The 14068-nt window shown below is 72.0% G+C and carries 15 protein-coding genes; 1 reads left to right on the top strand and 14 read right to left on the bottom strand.

From position 1 onward, the window contains the following. Positions 1–154: 154 nt before the first annotated feature. Positions 155–1486, top strand: coding sequence for a DUF6801 domain-containing protein (locus OG965_RS32785; RefSeq protein ID WP_371655672.1), 1332 nt, complete (start codon positions 155–157; stop codon positions 1484–1486). Here the strand turns inward: OG965_RS32785 and OG965_RS32780 are convergent. Genes OG965_RS32780 through OG965_RS32715 form a run of 14 tightly spaced genes read right to left on the bottom strand, consistent with a single transcriptional unit; the run spans position 1458 to position 13991 of the window. Then, the gene (locus tag OG965_RS32780; RefSeq protein ID WP_371655671.1) at positions 1458–2690 is read right to left on the bottom strand and encodes an HTTM domain-containing protein; all 1233 of its coding nucleotides are present in this window, start codon (positions 2688–2690) and stop codon (positions 1458–1460) included. The genes OG965_RS32785 and OG965_RS32780 overlap by 29 nt on opposite strands. Then, a complete protein-coding gene (locus OG965_RS32775) occupies positions 2687–3346 on the bottom strand; it encodes a DUF5819 family protein (protein WP_371655670.1) in 660 nt (219 codons plus the stop codon). The genes OG965_RS32780 and OG965_RS32775 overlap by 4 nt, the downstream gene beginning before the upstream one ends. Next, on the bottom strand, positions 3336–3914 hold the full coding sequence (locus tag OG965_RS32770) for a hypothetical protein (RefSeq protein WP_371655669.1): 579 nt from the start codon (positions 3912–3914) through the stop codon (positions 3336–3338). Before OG965_RS32770 ends, OG965_RS32775 begins: the two co-directional genes overlap by 11 nt. Before the next feature lie 5 nt (positions 3915–3919). Continuing rightward, complete coding sequence (locus OG965_RS32765) at positions 3920–4597, bottom strand: hypothetical protein (RefSeq protein WP_371655668.1); 678 nt, start codon at positions 4595–4597, stop codon at positions 3920–3922. Between the two features lie 14 nt (positions 4598–4611). Beyond that, on the bottom strand, positions 4612–5187 hold the full coding sequence (locus OG965_RS32760; RefSeq protein WP_371657122.1) for a hypothetical protein: 576 nt from the start codon (positions 5185–5187) through the stop codon (positions 4612–4614). Between the two features lie 27 nt (positions 5188–5214). Then, positions 5215–5781 (bottom strand): hypothetical protein, encoded by a 567-nt coding sequence (locus tag OG965_RS32755; protein WP_371655667.1) that lies wholly within the window; start codon positions 5779–5781, stop codon positions 5215–5217. 14 nt (positions 5782–5795) lie between these two features. Beyond that, on the bottom strand, positions 5796–6299 hold the full coding sequence (locus tag OG965_RS32750) for a hypothetical protein (RefSeq protein ID WP_371655666.1): 504 nt from the start codon (positions 6297–6299) through the stop codon (positions 5796–5798). Between the two features lie 3 nt (positions 6300–6302). After that, positions 6303–7544 carry an MCE family protein gene (locus tag OG965_RS32745; protein ID WP_371655665.1) on the bottom strand — a complete coding sequence of 414 codons (1242 nt, stop codon included), beginning with the start codon at positions 7542–7544 and terminating at the stop codon, positions 6303–6305. After that, positions 7541–8716, bottom strand: a complete 1176-nt coding sequence (locus OG965_RS32740) for an MlaD family protein (RefSeq protein ID WP_371655664.1) — start codon at positions 8714–8716, stop codon at positions 7541–7543. Before OG965_RS32740 ends, OG965_RS32745 begins: the two co-directional genes overlap by 4 nt. Next, positions 8713–9759, bottom strand: a complete 1047-nt coding sequence (locus OG965_RS32735; protein ID WP_371655663.1) for an MCE family protein — start codon at positions 9757–9759, stop codon at positions 8713–8715. Before OG965_RS32735 ends, OG965_RS32740 begins: the two co-directional genes overlap by 4 nt. After that, positions 9756–10853 (bottom strand): MCE family protein, encoded by a 1098-nt coding sequence (locus tag OG965_RS32730; protein ID WP_371655662.1) that lies wholly within the window; start codon positions 10851–10853, stop codon positions 9756–9758. Before OG965_RS32730 ends, OG965_RS32735 begins: the two co-directional genes overlap by 4 nt. Next, complete coding sequence (locus tag OG965_RS32725; RefSeq protein WP_371655661.1) at positions 10850–11884, bottom strand: MCE family protein; 1035 nt, start codon at positions 11882–11884, stop codon at positions 10850–10852. Before OG965_RS32725 ends, OG965_RS32730 begins: the two co-directional genes overlap by 4 nt. Further along, positions 11881–13197 (bottom strand): MCE family protein, encoded by a 1317-nt coding sequence (locus OG965_RS32720; protein WP_371655660.1) that lies wholly within the window; start codon positions 13195–13197, stop codon positions 11881–11883. Before OG965_RS32720 ends, OG965_RS32725 begins: the two co-directional genes overlap by 4 nt. Next, positions 13194–13991: an MlaE family ABC transporter permease gene (locus OG965_RS32715; protein WP_371657121.1), complete on the bottom strand. Its 798-nt coding sequence runs from the start codon at positions 13989–13991 to the stop codon at positions 13194–13196. Before OG965_RS32715 ends, OG965_RS32720 begins: the two co-directional genes overlap by 4 nt. Positions 13992–14068: the final 77 nt, after the last annotated feature.

Below are 14068 nucleotides of genomic sequence, written 5' to 3'. Positions count from 1 at the left end.
ACGGGAACACGAAAAAAGACCACCCGATTCATCAAGTGCTGCCAATTCACAATTCCCTGGTTGTTCGGTACTGAATTTAACCTTGACCCTCACCTTACCGCTCAGTAGTTTTCGACCCGAAACACGATGGCTTCATCACTGCGAGAGGGAGCTCATGGGAATTCAGAGAAAGCGGACCAAGGGGGCGCTGTCCACCCTGGCCGTCACCGCCGCCATCGGCGTGGTCACCGCCACGGTGTCGGTCACCGCCGCCGGCCCGGCAGCGGCGGTACCGGCCAAACTGGTGCAGGACTACTCCTGCGTCTTCCCCCTGATCAACGCCGACCCGATCAAAATCACCATCACGGCCGACATACCGGCCGAGATCCCGATGGGCCAGGCGACCCCGGCCTTCGAAATCAACGCGAACACGTTGGTGAGCTCCCGGGCCGCGCAGGGTCTGGGGCTGGTCGGCGCCAGGACCCTGGAGGGCAAGGCCACCGCCGACGTCACGGTGAACACCCCGTCCGGACCGCTCTCCGGGATCAAGGTCGAGAACGACGTGGCCAAGGGCAACATCCCCAGCCCGCCCGCCGACTTCAGCGTCATCGCCACGGGCCACGCGCCCCCGCTGACCTTCGACAAGACCGGCGACGGCAGCATCGACGTCAACAACATCTCGCTGCACGACATGATCGCGCGGGACGCCAACGGCAAGCCGGTTCAACTGGTCACGGGCAAGGACACGTTCGACGCCGCGTGCACCCTGACGTCGACGGACAAGACCCTGCACCGCTTCAAGGTCGTGGACAACAACCCCACGAACCCGACCAACCCCACCAACCCCACGAATCCGACCGACCCTACGAATCCGACCAACCCCACAAGCCCTACGAACCCCACGAACCCAACAAACCCGACCGACCCTACGAACCCCACAAGTCCAACCAACCCCACCAACCCAACTAGCCCCACCAATCCCACCAACCCGAACCCGCCCATCCACCTGAGCTACGGCCTCACCGGAAGCTCGGCCATCAAGGCGGCGAACGGGACCGCCGCGCTGGCCGGTGGCATCGAGGCCGACTTCGACCTCGCCTCGGGCACGTACAACGCCGATCTGACGCTGAACCCGACCTCGGGCAAGTTCTCGATCCTCGGTTTCCTCCCCGCGACCGCGAAGATCGAGTTCCAGCAGGTCGGCTGGACGAACGGCACGCTCAACACCGCCGGTGACCTCACCACCAAGTCCAGCATGTACGTGAAGCTCCCCGAGATCGCCGTCTTCGGCATCCCGCTGGGCGGCGGCGCGGACTGCAAGTCCGGCACCCCCGCCGCCGTCGACCTCACGTCGGAGGGCAGGTTCGACCCGCTGAGCGGCGGCAAGCTGAAGGGCACGTACACCCTGCCGCCCCTCAAGGGCTGCGGCGCGTTCAACGACATCCTCAGCGCCTTCACCTCGGGCCCGGGCAACACGATCAACATGACGCTCGCCAAGAAGGGGTGACCCCGTCCCCTTCCTCCGAGCGGGCCGCCAGACCGGCCTCCGCGCCCCGGGCGTCGGGGGCCGGTCGCCCGTCACCGGTCAGGCGGCGCCGCAGCCCGACGACGCGCTCCCCCGCCGCCACCAGGAACCCGGTCGGCAGGAACACCAGGTCGGCCGCGATCATCGAGAGCGAGAAGTACGGCAGCCCGAGCAGCAGCCCGATGCCGATGTGCTCGGCGAACAGCAGCGCGAGCAGGACGTTCTTGACCCGCCGGTCGAGGAGGCTGAACGGGAAGGCGACCTGGACGAGCACGGTTCCGTACGTCAGCGCCAGGACGGTCAGGGCGTGCGAGGAGAGGGCGTGCGAGAGCGCGGGGTACGGCTCCAGCCAGTCGAGCCCGGCCGACCAGTACACGGCGGTGCCGTCCTGCCAGGGCGCGCCCTGGATCTTGTACCAGCCGGCCGACGCGTACAGCAGGCACAGCTGGATCATCATCATCGCCACCGCGCCGTTGTGCAGCAGATGGCCGATCAGCTCCAGGGTGCGGCGCACCCCCGGACGGCCGCGCACCCCGCGCCACAGCGCCTGGCCCGCCCAGCAACCCCACAGCAGCAGCGCCCAGCCACCGGTGAGCAGCGCGAGCAGCGTCGCCCAGGCGAGGACCAGGCCGCAGCCGGACCACAGCACCACGCCCGTGCGGTCGCCCGCGTCCGGGGCGCGCCCGCGCCGACGCGCGTCCAGCGACCACACCTGGGCGCACCGGGTGAAGACGAGGTAGACCGCCGTGATGCGGAAAATGGTGTCGCCCGCGTTGAGGACGTTCTCGTTGCGGTGGTCGAGGGAGAGGACGCTGATGAGGAACAGCAGGGAGGCGGTCCGGGTGCGCCAGCCGAGCAGGAGCGCCGTCGCGACGGCCGCCGAGAGCATGTAGAAGACCTCGAACCACAAGGCGCCGCCGGACCAGCGCAGCACGCTGAACGCATGGCTCCGGTCGAGCGAGTGCTCCGCCAGCCGCCAGCTCCACGGGGCGTCCGGCCCCCAGATCCGCTCGCGCCGCCGGAACTCGTGGACGAGGAGCAGCAGCCAGACCCCGGCCGTGCCGATCCGTACGGCCGCGGCCTGATGGGCCCACATGCGCGCGTCGCACGCCCGCCCGAGCACCCGGTCCAGCGTCGACTCGGCTCTCTCACCGGCTGGTTTCTCACCGGCTGGTTGTGGCTTCATGACGTACGCCCCTGAGCGAGGTCGGCTGTGCTTACCGGCCACCAGGGATAGATCCGCACCACCGGCGCGGTGCGGGTGCCGCGCGCCTTCCACGGCGGGGGCGGGACGGTGGTGTCGGTCGAGCGGAACTGGATCCGTTCGATGCGCGCGCCCCGCGGCGTGGCGGGCATCCGGGACAGGGCGAGGCGCTTGAGGTACTGCTCGCTGTCGAGGCCGCCCGGGCCGACCGGCCGCTGTTCGGCGTCGTGCGAGGCGAGCATCGTCGTCCAGGCGGTGGCGAGTTGCTGGCGGATACGGCTCGGCAGCGGGTTGCCGCGCAGCTCGGCCAGGTCCTGCGCGGTCAGGTCCCGCCAGGGGCCGGTCCGGGTCGTACCGTCCGCCGTACGCAGTTCGACGCGGGCGCCGACCGCCGTCATGGTCCGGGTGATGTCCGGCGCGAAGAGCTGCCAGCTCTGCGAGAACTCGGGCGCCATATAGGAGTTGACCGTGTCGCCGATGGCGTCGGTGGCCGCGTTGCGCGGGGCGAGGTGCAGGAAAGTCGCGCCGGTGTGGACGAGCAGGCCCACGGCGACGGCGGCCGCGGCGACGACGACGGCCAGCCGCTGCCCCCGCGACAGCTCCGCCAGGCTTTCGTGGCGCTCGGCTTCAGGATCCATCGCTCGGCCCCTGTCCACCCCCGGCCGCGGCGACGGCCTCGGCGCAGTCCGGGTTGTCGTCGAAGGCCTTCCGCAGCTTCGGGTCCGCCCGCAGGTCGTCGGCGGGGCCCTTGTACGCGCTCACCGTCTTCAGGGACGAACCGGCCGCGTCCAGCGCCGACTTCAGCGACTTCTGGTCGGTGACCTCGGCCTTGGAGAGCGTGGCGACCGCGTCGCCCACCGACGTACGGGCCTTGTCCAGATGGGCGAGGGCCGTGCCGAGGGCGGCCGCGCCGCCTTCGACCGGCGGCGCCCCGTCCTTCCGCAGGTCCGCGCGCAGCGCCCCGAGCCGCTGGGAGAGCGCGGTGAGGAAGGTGACCAGCTGGCCCTTGGCCCGCACCGGCTGCGTCCGGTCGACCGTGGGCACCGCGAGTCCGGCCCCGCTGTCCGCCAGATGTGCGCAGACTCCGCCCGCCCAGTCCACCTCCGGCGGCGGCTGTGCCGAGGAGCCGCACCCGGCGGCCGCCAGGCCGACGGCGGCGAGCAGCGCGAGGCGCGCCGCCGTCCGGTTCACCTGTCGAGGAAACACGGCTCTCACTCCTTGCCCTGGTCGGTCCGGGTGCCCGGTGCGCGCTGGAAGGTGTCGAGGGCGGCGATCCGCCAGGTGCCGTCCTGGTGGACCGCGTCGACCGCGAACATCGCGGCGGCGACGGTGGTGCCGCCGCCCTTGCCGGTACGCGTGCTGCTCTGGTCGGCGAAGACCAGGACGCGGGCGCGGCCCCCGTCGATGACCTCGACGCCGCTGTCGGTGACGGTGGTGGTCAGCACGAGTTTCTGCCGCGGCCCCTGCTCGCGCACCGGCCCCATCAGGGTCCGGTACTGCGCGACGGCCGCGCCGGTGAGACGGCTCGCGGCCGCCGTCTCGGTCCTGGCCGGGTCGGTGTGGTCGTACGAGAAGATCCCCTGCACGGCCTCGTCGACGACGCCCTTGACCTCGCTGGTACGGGCGGTGTCGGCCAGTGCGGTGTTGCGCACGGCGGTGTCCTGGTGCCCGTGCCCGCCCTGGACGTACGCGAGGACGGAGAACGCGGCGAGCAGCACGGTCAGGACGGCGAGCACCAGCGGCCAGGGCGGCCTGGCAGGGCGGGTGGCGGGTGCGGCGTGGCGCGGGGCGGGCGTCGGGCGCTGCTCGGGCTCGGCCGGCCGTGGGGCGGGCGGGCGCGCCGCGGCCAGGCGGCGCTGCCGGTTGACGAGGTGGCGGGTGGTCGGCATCGGGGGCCTCCGGGTCAGCTGCCGCTGGGGGTGGGCGGACCGGCGGACGGGGTGGCGGACGGACCGGCCGCGTCGCCGACGGGTGCCTGGCCCAGTCGGCTGAGCTTCCAGCCCGCCGGGGTGCGGGTCAGTTCACCGAGCATCCGGCTGTCCTTGGTGCTGCTCGCGTGGTCCGCCGCGACCACGGTGATACGGATCGCGACCATCACCCGTGCCCGCCCCGCCCGTTCGTCGAGTTCGGTGACCGCGCCGGAGACCACCTTGGCGGTGGTCGTGGTCCCCGCGCTCTCGACCTGCCGCTCGAACTGCTTCCTGCTGTCCTTGAGTTCCTTGAGCAGGTCGCCGGTGGCCGACTCCTCCCAGAGGTCGAGGCCGTGGGCGAGGTCGCCGTGGTCGAGGGTGTTCATGTTCTGCACGCCCTGTTCGCCCGCCTGCAGCACCTCGTCCCTGGTACGGGCGAACGCGGCCCGCTCGTCGTGCGCGACCGCGTACCAGGAACCGCCCGTCCAGACGGCGAACGCGCAGGCCAACGCGGCCGCGAGGCCAGTCGCCGCGGTCCGCGACGGCCGTCTGCGCACCGCCGCTGTCATCCGTGCCATGGCACCTCCCCACTCGCCCTAGCGGGCCTTGATCGCTGTGATCCGCCAGTGCCCGCCGTCGCGCTCGGCGGACACCGAGAGCTGCGCGGCCACCGTGGTCTCCTTGCCGCCGCGCCGCACACTGGTCTGGTCGAGGAAGAGCAGCAGCTCCGCGCGGGTGCCGGTGAGCCGGGTGACCCCGGCGCGGTCGACTCTCGTGGTGAGCGTCAACTCCTGGCTTCTGACCCGCTGTTGGACCTGTCCGAAGAGTGCGTCGTACTCCTTCGCCGCCTGTCCCCGCAGCAGCGCGTGGGCGTCGGCGCGGGTGCGGGTCAGGGTCCGCGGCCCGTAGCTGAACACGCGGCTCACCGCCGCACCCACCTCGCCGAGCACCTCGTCGGTCGCCGCACGGTCGGTCAGCGCGCGGTTGGCGGCGGCCGGGGAGTGCTTCGCCTGCCCGGTGAGCAGGAGCAGGACGCCGCTCGCCGCTACCAGGGCCGCGATGAGCAGCGGCAGCAGGAAGCGGCGCAGGGGGCTGCGGGCGGCCGGATCCTCGGCGGCGCGGGCCGCGGTGGCCGTGGTGGCCGGCTCCTCGGTCGTGGTCATGGTGTCCCCTCCCGTCAGCCCGTCCCGACCGCGACGGCGGTCAGGGAGGTGAGCTTCCAGCCGCCGCCCGTACGCGCGAGGCCCGCCTCGAAGCGTTTGCGGTCGGTGGTCGGGCCGCCCGTGCGCGGCCGGGCCTCGATCCGTACGGTCGCGATCAGCCGGGCCGTGCCCGACCGGTCGTCGAGTTCGGTGACGGCCGCGTCGGTGACCTCGGCGCGGGTCGTGGTGCCCTGCTCCTTGAGGATCCGGGCGCTCTCGGCGCGGCTCCCGCGCAGCTCGTCCCGGAGCGGGCCGGTCGTCGCGTCGAGCCAGGCGGCCAGGCCCGTGTCGACGTCGCGGCCGTCGAGGGAGTTCAGCCGGGCGAGGTGGCGGCGCCCGGCGGCGAGCGCCGCGTCGCGGCTCTGCGCGTACGCCAGATCGCTGTCGCCCCTGGCCCGCGCGTACGACCATCCGGACACCCCGCACAGGGCCAGGGCGAGCACCAGCCCCAGGACCAGAACCAGCCGTCGACGCCTCATGCCTCACTCCCCCAGTCCCAGCAGACCGGCGAGGTTCGTCGGGCTCTGCGGCGGTACGGAGGGCGCGTCCAGCACCCCGACTCCCCCGCCGGACCCGGAGCCGGTCAGCGCGCCCGGCACGGCCGGTGTGGGCAGCGGCCCCTTGGGCGCGTTGCCCGAGCCGCGGACGTTCTGGCCGCTCGCGGCCGGGGCGGTGCAGCGTGCCGCGGTGTTCACCTGCGTACTCCCGGATGTGTCGAGGCCGTTGCGGTAGCGGGTGCCCTCGTAGCCCTTCGTGCAGGGCAGTGGCTTGAAGAAGGTGGTGACCATGCCGAAGTTCACCCCGCCCGGCCCGACGGCGGTGGAGCCCGCGGCGGCCACCCGGGGCAGCCGCACCATCAGCTCCTCGATGCCGCGCTGCCGGGTGACCAGGAGCTCGGAGGTGGTGGTGAGGTTGGCGAGCAGCACACTCAGACCGGGGTCGGTGTCTCGCAGCAGCGCGGTGAACTCGTCCGCCGTGCCCGGGGTTTCGTCGATGACGCGGCGGAGGTCGGAGTCCGAGTCCTTGAGCTGCCGGGCGAGTCGACGGGCCCCGGTGGCGAAGGAGGTGAGGGCCCGGGTGCTGTCGGCCTGGGTCTTCAGCACGGTCTCCCCGTCGGCGAGCAGCTCGGTGGTGGCGGGCAGCGCCTGGTCGGCGGCGTTGAGGAACTGGCTGCCCGCGTCCAGGAGCACCTGGAGGTTGGAGCCCTGGTTGGCGAACGCCTTGCCGAGCTCGTCGACGGCGGTGCGCAGCTCGTCCGTCGGCACCGATGCCGCCAAGGAGTCGACACCGGTGAGGAGTTGGGTGATGGGGGCGGGTGTGCTGGTGTCCTCGCGGGCGACGGTGTCGCCGTCGCGGAGGTAGGGCCCCCGGTCGGTGCGGGGGGCGAGGTCGAGGTACTGCTCGCCGACCGCCGAAAGACCTGCCACCTTCGCGTCCAGGTCGGCGGGGATCGGCGGGGTGCCGTCGTCGATGGCGAGCCGCGCCTCCACGCCGTCGCGGGTCAGCGCGATGCTGCGGACCCGGCCGATGTCGACGCCTCGGTAGGTGACGTCGGACCCGGTGAACAGGCCGCCGGTCTCCGCGAGTTGGACCCGCACGGTGTACGAGCCCGGCGCGCCGACGAAGCGTCCCAGGTCCGCGTACGTCACTCCGATGTAGCCGAGCACCAGCGCGCCGAGCAGCAGGAAGGCGAGGTTCTTGAGGTGCGTGCCGAGGGTGATCACCGGGCACCGCCTTCCCCGACGGACGGCAGCGGCAGCGCGCCCCCGGTGGACGCGGATCCGGTCGGCGCGGATCCGGCCCGTGCGGCTCCGCCGTGCGCGGGGAGGATCACGGTGCCGGGCGCCGCGGCGACCTTGAGATAGACGTTGAGGTAGTCGCCCTTGACGCCGCTCAGCACCTCGTCGGTGAACGGATACGTCATCAGCACCTGGAGCGAGGCGGGCAGGTTCTGGCCCGCGTCGGCCAGGCCCTTCAGCGTGGGCGCGAGCGCCCGCAGGTCGGCGACGATGTCGGCCCTGGTGCGGTCGACCGTGCCGACCGCCGCCGTCGAGAGCGTGTCCAGGGACCTGAGCATGGTGACGAGCGAGCCGCGCTGGTCCCGGAGCACCTTGAGGCCGGGGCCGAGCCGGTCCAGTACCGTGCCGACGCGGGCGTCCCGGGTGGCCACGGTGGACGACAGCCGGTCGAGGGCGCCGAGCGCGTCCGTGATGTCGCCGCGGTGCGCGTCGAGGTCCTTGGCGAAGGTGCCGATCCGGGTGAGTACGGAACGGGCCGAGGACTGCCGGCCGTCGAGGGCGCGGTTGAGCTCGCGCGTGATGGTGTTGATCTGCTGCACACCACCGCCGTTGAGCAGCATCGACAGGGCGCCGAAGACCTCTTCCACCTCGGCGTTGCGGTTGGTGCGCGCGAGCGGGATCACCGCGCCGTCCGCCAGTGGCGCGACCTCGTGCGCGGCGGCGTTCCGCAGGCCCGAGGTGTCGTTGAGGTCGGGGCGCGGCGCCAGGTCCTGGGGCGCGACGAGCTGGATGTACTTCTCGCCGAGCAGGCTGGACTGCTCCAGGTTGGCGTAGGCGTCGGCGGGCAGGCGCACCTTGCCGTTGACCTTCATGGTCACCCGGGCCAGCCAGTCGTCGCCGCTCACCGTGATCTTCTCGACCCGGCCCACCGCGACGTCGTTGACCTTGACCGACGACTGCGGGAAGAGACTGGTCACGTCCTTGAAGACCGCGGTGACGCGGTACGGATGGCTGCCGAGGTCGGCGCCGCCGGGCAGCGGCAGGTCCTCGATGCCGTGGAACGACGGCACACCGCACCCGCCCGGCACCATCGCGAGCCCCGTGACGACGGCCGCGGCGCACAGCGCGAGTCCGGCCCGCGCGACCGCGCGCCTCATCGCCCGGCCCCCGGCGCGCGCCGCCCGTACGTCTCGGCGGCGGGCAGCGGCAGCAGGCCGAGCTCGTTGAGGTCGGCACGGCCGTCGATGGTGCGGGTCGCCGGGTCGTAGGCGTTCTCCAGGTTGGACGCGGCGAGCGGCAGGGTGTCCAACGCCTCGCCCAGGGACGCCCGTTGCTCGACGAGTGACCGGGTGAGGGTGGCGAGCCGGTCGACGTCCGTCTTCAGTGTGCCCCGGTTGTCGCGGATGAAGGTCTTCACCTGGCCGAGGGCGGTCCCGAGCTGTCGCAGCGCGGCGGCCAGGTCGTCCTTCTCCCCCGCGAGGAAGGTGGTGACGTCGGAGAGCCGCTGTTCGGTGGTGCGGACCGTGCCGTCGTTCTCCTTCAGCATCGTGACGAACGACTGGAGTTGGCGCACGGTCCTGACCAGGTCGGCGCTGGATCCGCCGAGGACCTTGGCGGCGCCGCCGAGCTGCTGGACGGTACGGCCGACGGCGTCGCCGTTGCCCTTCAGGTTCTTGGCACCGGTGTCGATGAGGTCCGCGAGCGCGCCCTTCTTGTTGGCGCCGCCGGGGCCGAGCGCGTCGACGAGGCCGCTGACGCTCTTGGCCAGCTCGTCGACCTCCATCGGCGTCGCGGTCCGCTCGCGCGGGATGACCGCACCGTCCGGCAGGGTCGGTCCGCTGCCACTGTAGGCGGGGCTGAGCTGCACGAAGCGGCCGGAGACCACGCTGGGGGCGACCACAACCGCCTGTACGAGCTCGGGAATCCGCACCCCCTTCCTGACGCTCAGGCCGACGCGCACCTGTCTGCCCTCGGGCCGGATGCGGCCGACACTGCCGACGCGTACGCCCAGGACGCGCAGGTCCGACCCTTCGTGCACGCCGACCGTCCGGTCGAAGTACGCGGTGAGGTGCAGGGCGCCGTCGTCGCCCAGGACACGCACGGCGACGGCCGCGACGGTGGCCGCGACCAGCAGCGCGAAGGCGATGCCGAGCACGAGGAGCTTGCGCGGCCGGGGCAGCGTGACTCGCGAAGTCCTCAACTCCGGCTCCCCTTCGGTGGTTTCATGTCCCTTGGTTTCGGGCTCCCTGACTTCGGGGGCATGCAGCCGTCCGGTGGTGTGCTGCCCGGGGGCAGATACGTCTTGGGGACGAGGCCGCACAGATAGCTGTCCATCCAGTGGCCGTTGCCCAGGGTGTTGCCGACCAGGCGGTAGTACGGCCCCGCCTGAGCCAGGATCCTGTCGAGGCCCGCCTTGTTCCTGGTGAGGACCGCCGTGACGCGGTCGAGCGAGTCGAGTGCGGGGCCGAGCCTGGCCCGGTTGTCCGTGACGACCCCGCTGAGCTGGGCGCTCAGGTTCTGGGCACCGGTGAGCAGGCCGTGGATGGCGTCCCTGCGGTAGCCGACCTCGGCGAGGAGCTGCCCGCCGTTGGCGAGCAGGCCGCGCACCCGGTCCTTCTTGCCGTCCAGCGTCCTGGTGACCTGGTCGGTGCCCTTGAGCAGCCGGGTGATCTGCTCGTCGCGGCCGGCGATGGTCAGCGACAGGTCGGCCAGGCCGGTGACGGCCTTGTGCACGTTCGGCGGGGTCTTCCTGAAGGTGGCCGAGAGCGTCTCGAAGCTCTTGGCGAGCGACCGCGTGTCGAGCTCGCCCACGGTCTCGCCGAGTCCGTCGAGCGCGTCCAGCACGTCGTACGGGGAGGTCGTGCGGGCGATCGGGATGCGCCGGTGCGGGTTCTGGGCGGCGGTGCCGCGCGGGTCGACCGCCAGGTACTTGGAGCCGAGGAGCGTCCTGATGGCGATGCCGACCGTACTGGCGTCGCCGACCCAGGCGTCCTTGACGGTGAAGGCCACCTTCACCTTGGGCCCGTCGAGCCCGACCGCGTTCACCTCGCCGACCTTCACGCCCGCGATGCGGACCTCGTCGCCGGGGTGGAGCCCGGCCGACTCCTTGAAGTCGGCGGTGTAGCGCGTCCCGCCGCCGAGGAAGGGCAGCGCCTTGACGTTGTAGACGAGCAGCCCGATCAGGGACATGGCGAGCAGACCGACGACGGCGATCGCCACGGGGTGCCGCTCGGCGAGCGGTCTGCGCGCCTGTTCGCGGACGCGTCGGATGCGTCGGATGCGTAAGGACGTCATCGGCGGCACCTCTGGTCCTTGATCGCGATGCCGGTGGGGGGCGGGCTGCCGTCGTCGGTGGCGACCCCGGTGACCCTGGCCTCGCAGAGATACAGATTGAGCCAACTCCCGTACGAGGAAAGGCGGGTGACGGCCCGCATCTTGGCGGGGGTGCGCCGCAGGAACTGTTCGAGCAGCGGCCCGTTGTCCGCGAGGTTGGCGGAGACCCGGCCCAGCTGGTCGATGCTGCTCCGCAGCGGCGCCCGGCCCTCGTCGAGCAGTCCCGCGGTGCTGGTGGTCAGCGCGGCGAGGGAGCTGATCGCCTGCCCGATGGGCTTGCGGTCGCCGGAGAGGCCCGCCACCAGCTCGTCGAGGGTGTCGATGAGGCCGGTCAGCCGGGTCTCGCGGGTGTTGACCGTCCGCAGCACGGTGTTGAGGTTGTCGACGACCGACCCGATCACCGTGTCCTTGGCGGCGAGCGTGCTGGTGACCGACCCGATGGCGGTGACCAGGCTCTCCACGGTGGGGCCCTCGCCCTGGAGGACCTGGACGACAGAGCCGGCCAGCTTGTTGGTCTCGGCCGGGGAGAGCCCCTGGAAGAGCGGCTGGAAGCCGTTGAACAGCTGGGTGAGGTCGAGCGCGGGCGAGGTGCGGCGCAGCGGAATCGTCCCGCCCGGCCGCAGCGGCGGCTGCCCGAGCGGGCCGGTGCCGCGCTCCAGGGCGACATAGCGCTGGCCGACCATGTTGAGGTATTTGATCGAGGCGGTGCTGGAGGCGGGCAGCGCCCTGCCCCGCTTCACGGAGAACTTCACCTCCGCGTACCGGCGTTGGACGATGCCGACCGACTCGACCTGGCCGACCTTGACGCCCGCGATCCGTATCGAGTCGCCCTCGGTGAGCCCGGTGGCGTCGGTGAACCACGCCTTGTACGTGTCCTTGTCGCCCAGGCCCGTGTTGCTGATGCTCAGCGCGAGCACGGTGGTGGCCAGCACGGTGACCAGGACGAAGACCGCCGACTTGACGAGCGGTCCGGTGAGTGGGGCCCGGTTCACTTCAGCCTCACCTCCGCTCCCCGCAGCACCGGCCCGGCGAACACGCTCGACCAGTCGGGCAGCGCGTCGGGCGTCCGCCTGTCCCCGGCCGCGAGCACCTCGTTCACCAGGGTGTTCTCCTGCGGGGAGTTGGCCACGCCGAGCCCGCCGCCGACCGTGGCGAGCGCCGGGGAAGCGTTCGCCGGGTCCCGGCCCGATGCCGTGGGGCCGCCGTAGGGGACCGGGTGGCAGGCCGGGCCGCCGGTGGCGGTGTAGCTCGGCGCGTCATGGCCCGGCCGGTAGGCACCCCGGTCCCGGACCACCGTCACGTCGACGTGCAGCCCCGGCTCGTCGGTGCCCTTGCCGAGGGCGCGGTCCATCGCGGGGACGAAGTCGGCAAGGGTCTTCAGGGTGCAGGGGAAGGCGGGGGCGTACCGGCCGAAGATCTGGAGGGAGGGGCGGCTCGTGGCCGTGACCCGGATGAGGTTGGCCCGGTTCTGCCGGATCCAGGTGGTGAGGTCCCGCGACGAGGTGGTCACCGACGCGTACACCGCCGCCAGTCGGTGCTGCTCGGCGGCGAGCGTGGCGCTGGTGGTGGTCGCGTCGTAGAGCGCGTCGACGATATCCGGCGCCGCCTGCGCGTACCCCTCGCTCACCCGCACGAACTCCTTGATGTCCCGGTTGAGGACGGGCAGCTGAGGGTTGAACTTCCCCAGATACGCGTCGAGTTGGGCCAGTGACGCACCGATCTTGTCGCCGCGTCCGCGCAGTGCGTCCGAGACGGCCGTGAGCGTCGCGGACAGCTTCTGCGGCTGTACGGCGGTCAGCAGCGGCAGCAGGTGGTTGAGCGCCGTCTCCAGCTCGACGGCTTTGCGGCTGCGGTCCTTCGGGATGACGCTGCCGGGCGCCAGCGGTCGCGCGGAGGGCCGCGCGGGCGGCACGAGCGCCACGTACCGCTGGCCGAAGAGCGTGGTGGGCAGCAACTGGGCCGATACGTCCGAGGGCACCCGGCGCAGCTGCCCCGGCCTCATGGCGAGGGTGAGCCGGGCGGTCCTGCCGTCCGTGTCGATCTTCTCGACGCGCCCGATCACCACGCCCCGCAGCTTCACATCGGCCTGCGGGCGCATCTCGTTGCCGACCGATCCGGCCTCCACGACCACCCGGGCGGTGTCCTCGAAGTCGTGGTGGTAGAAGGCGAGCGACAGCCAGATCAGGGGGATCGGCAGGAGCAGGTACACCAGCCCGGCCAGTCTGCGGCGGCGGGCGAGCACGGTGTCCACCGGGCGCTCCTTCGCCCGGGTGCCGAAAGGCCTCTCCCGCACGGGCGCGCTCATCCCGCCACCTTCACCGTGGTCGTGGCGCCCCACAGCGCCAGGCTGAGGAAGAAGTCCGTGACGCTGATCAGCACGATCGCGGTCCGCACCGACCGGCCCACGGCCACGCCGACGCCCGCCGGTCCGCCGGTGGCGCGGTAGCCGTAATAGCAGTGCGCCATGATCACCAGGACGCTGAAGACCAGCACCTTGAGGAAGGAGAGCAGCACGTCGGTCGGGGCGAGGAAGAGGTGGAAGTAGTGGTCGTAGGTGCCGGTGGACTGGTTGTTGAAGAGGACCGTGACCATCCGGGACGCCAGGAACGACCCGAGCAGCCCGATCCCGTACAGCGGGACGATCGCCACCGCGCCCGCCACGATCCGCGTCGAGACGAGGTACGGCATCGAGCGCACCCCCATGCTCTCCAGCGCGTCGATCTCCTCATTGATGCGCATCGCGCCGAGCTGGGCGGTGAAGCCCGCGCCCACCGTGGTGGAGAGGGAGAGCGCGGCTACCAGCGGGGCGATCTCGCGGGTGTTGAAGTACGCGGAGACGAAGCCGGTGAAGGCGTCGGTGCCGATCTGGCTGAGCGCCGCGTACCCCTGGAGGCCGACGACGGTTCCGGTGAAGACGGTGATGCCGATCATCACGCCGACCGTGCCGCCGATGACGCTCAGCCCGCCGGTGCCGAAGGAGACCTCGGCGAAGATGCGCTGGACCTCCTTGGGGTAACGGCGGACCGCGCGCGGGATCCAGAGGAGGGCGCGGAGGTAGAACAGGAGCTCGTCGCCGGGGCGGTCCAGCCAGGCGAACAGCCGGCTCGGCTCGCGTGCTCCGGCTCCGGCTCCGGCTCCGGTGTCGGTACGGGTGCGGCCGCGGGCCCGGTCCAGGA

Source organism: Streptomyces sp. NBC_00224, from assembly GCF_041435195.1.
Taxonomy (GTDB): Bacteria; Actinomycetota; Actinomycetes; order Streptomycetales; family Streptomycetaceae; genus Streptomyces.
The sequence above is the reverse complement of the archived record's forward strand: the minus strand, read 5'-3'. Positions and strand labels throughout refer to the sequence as shown.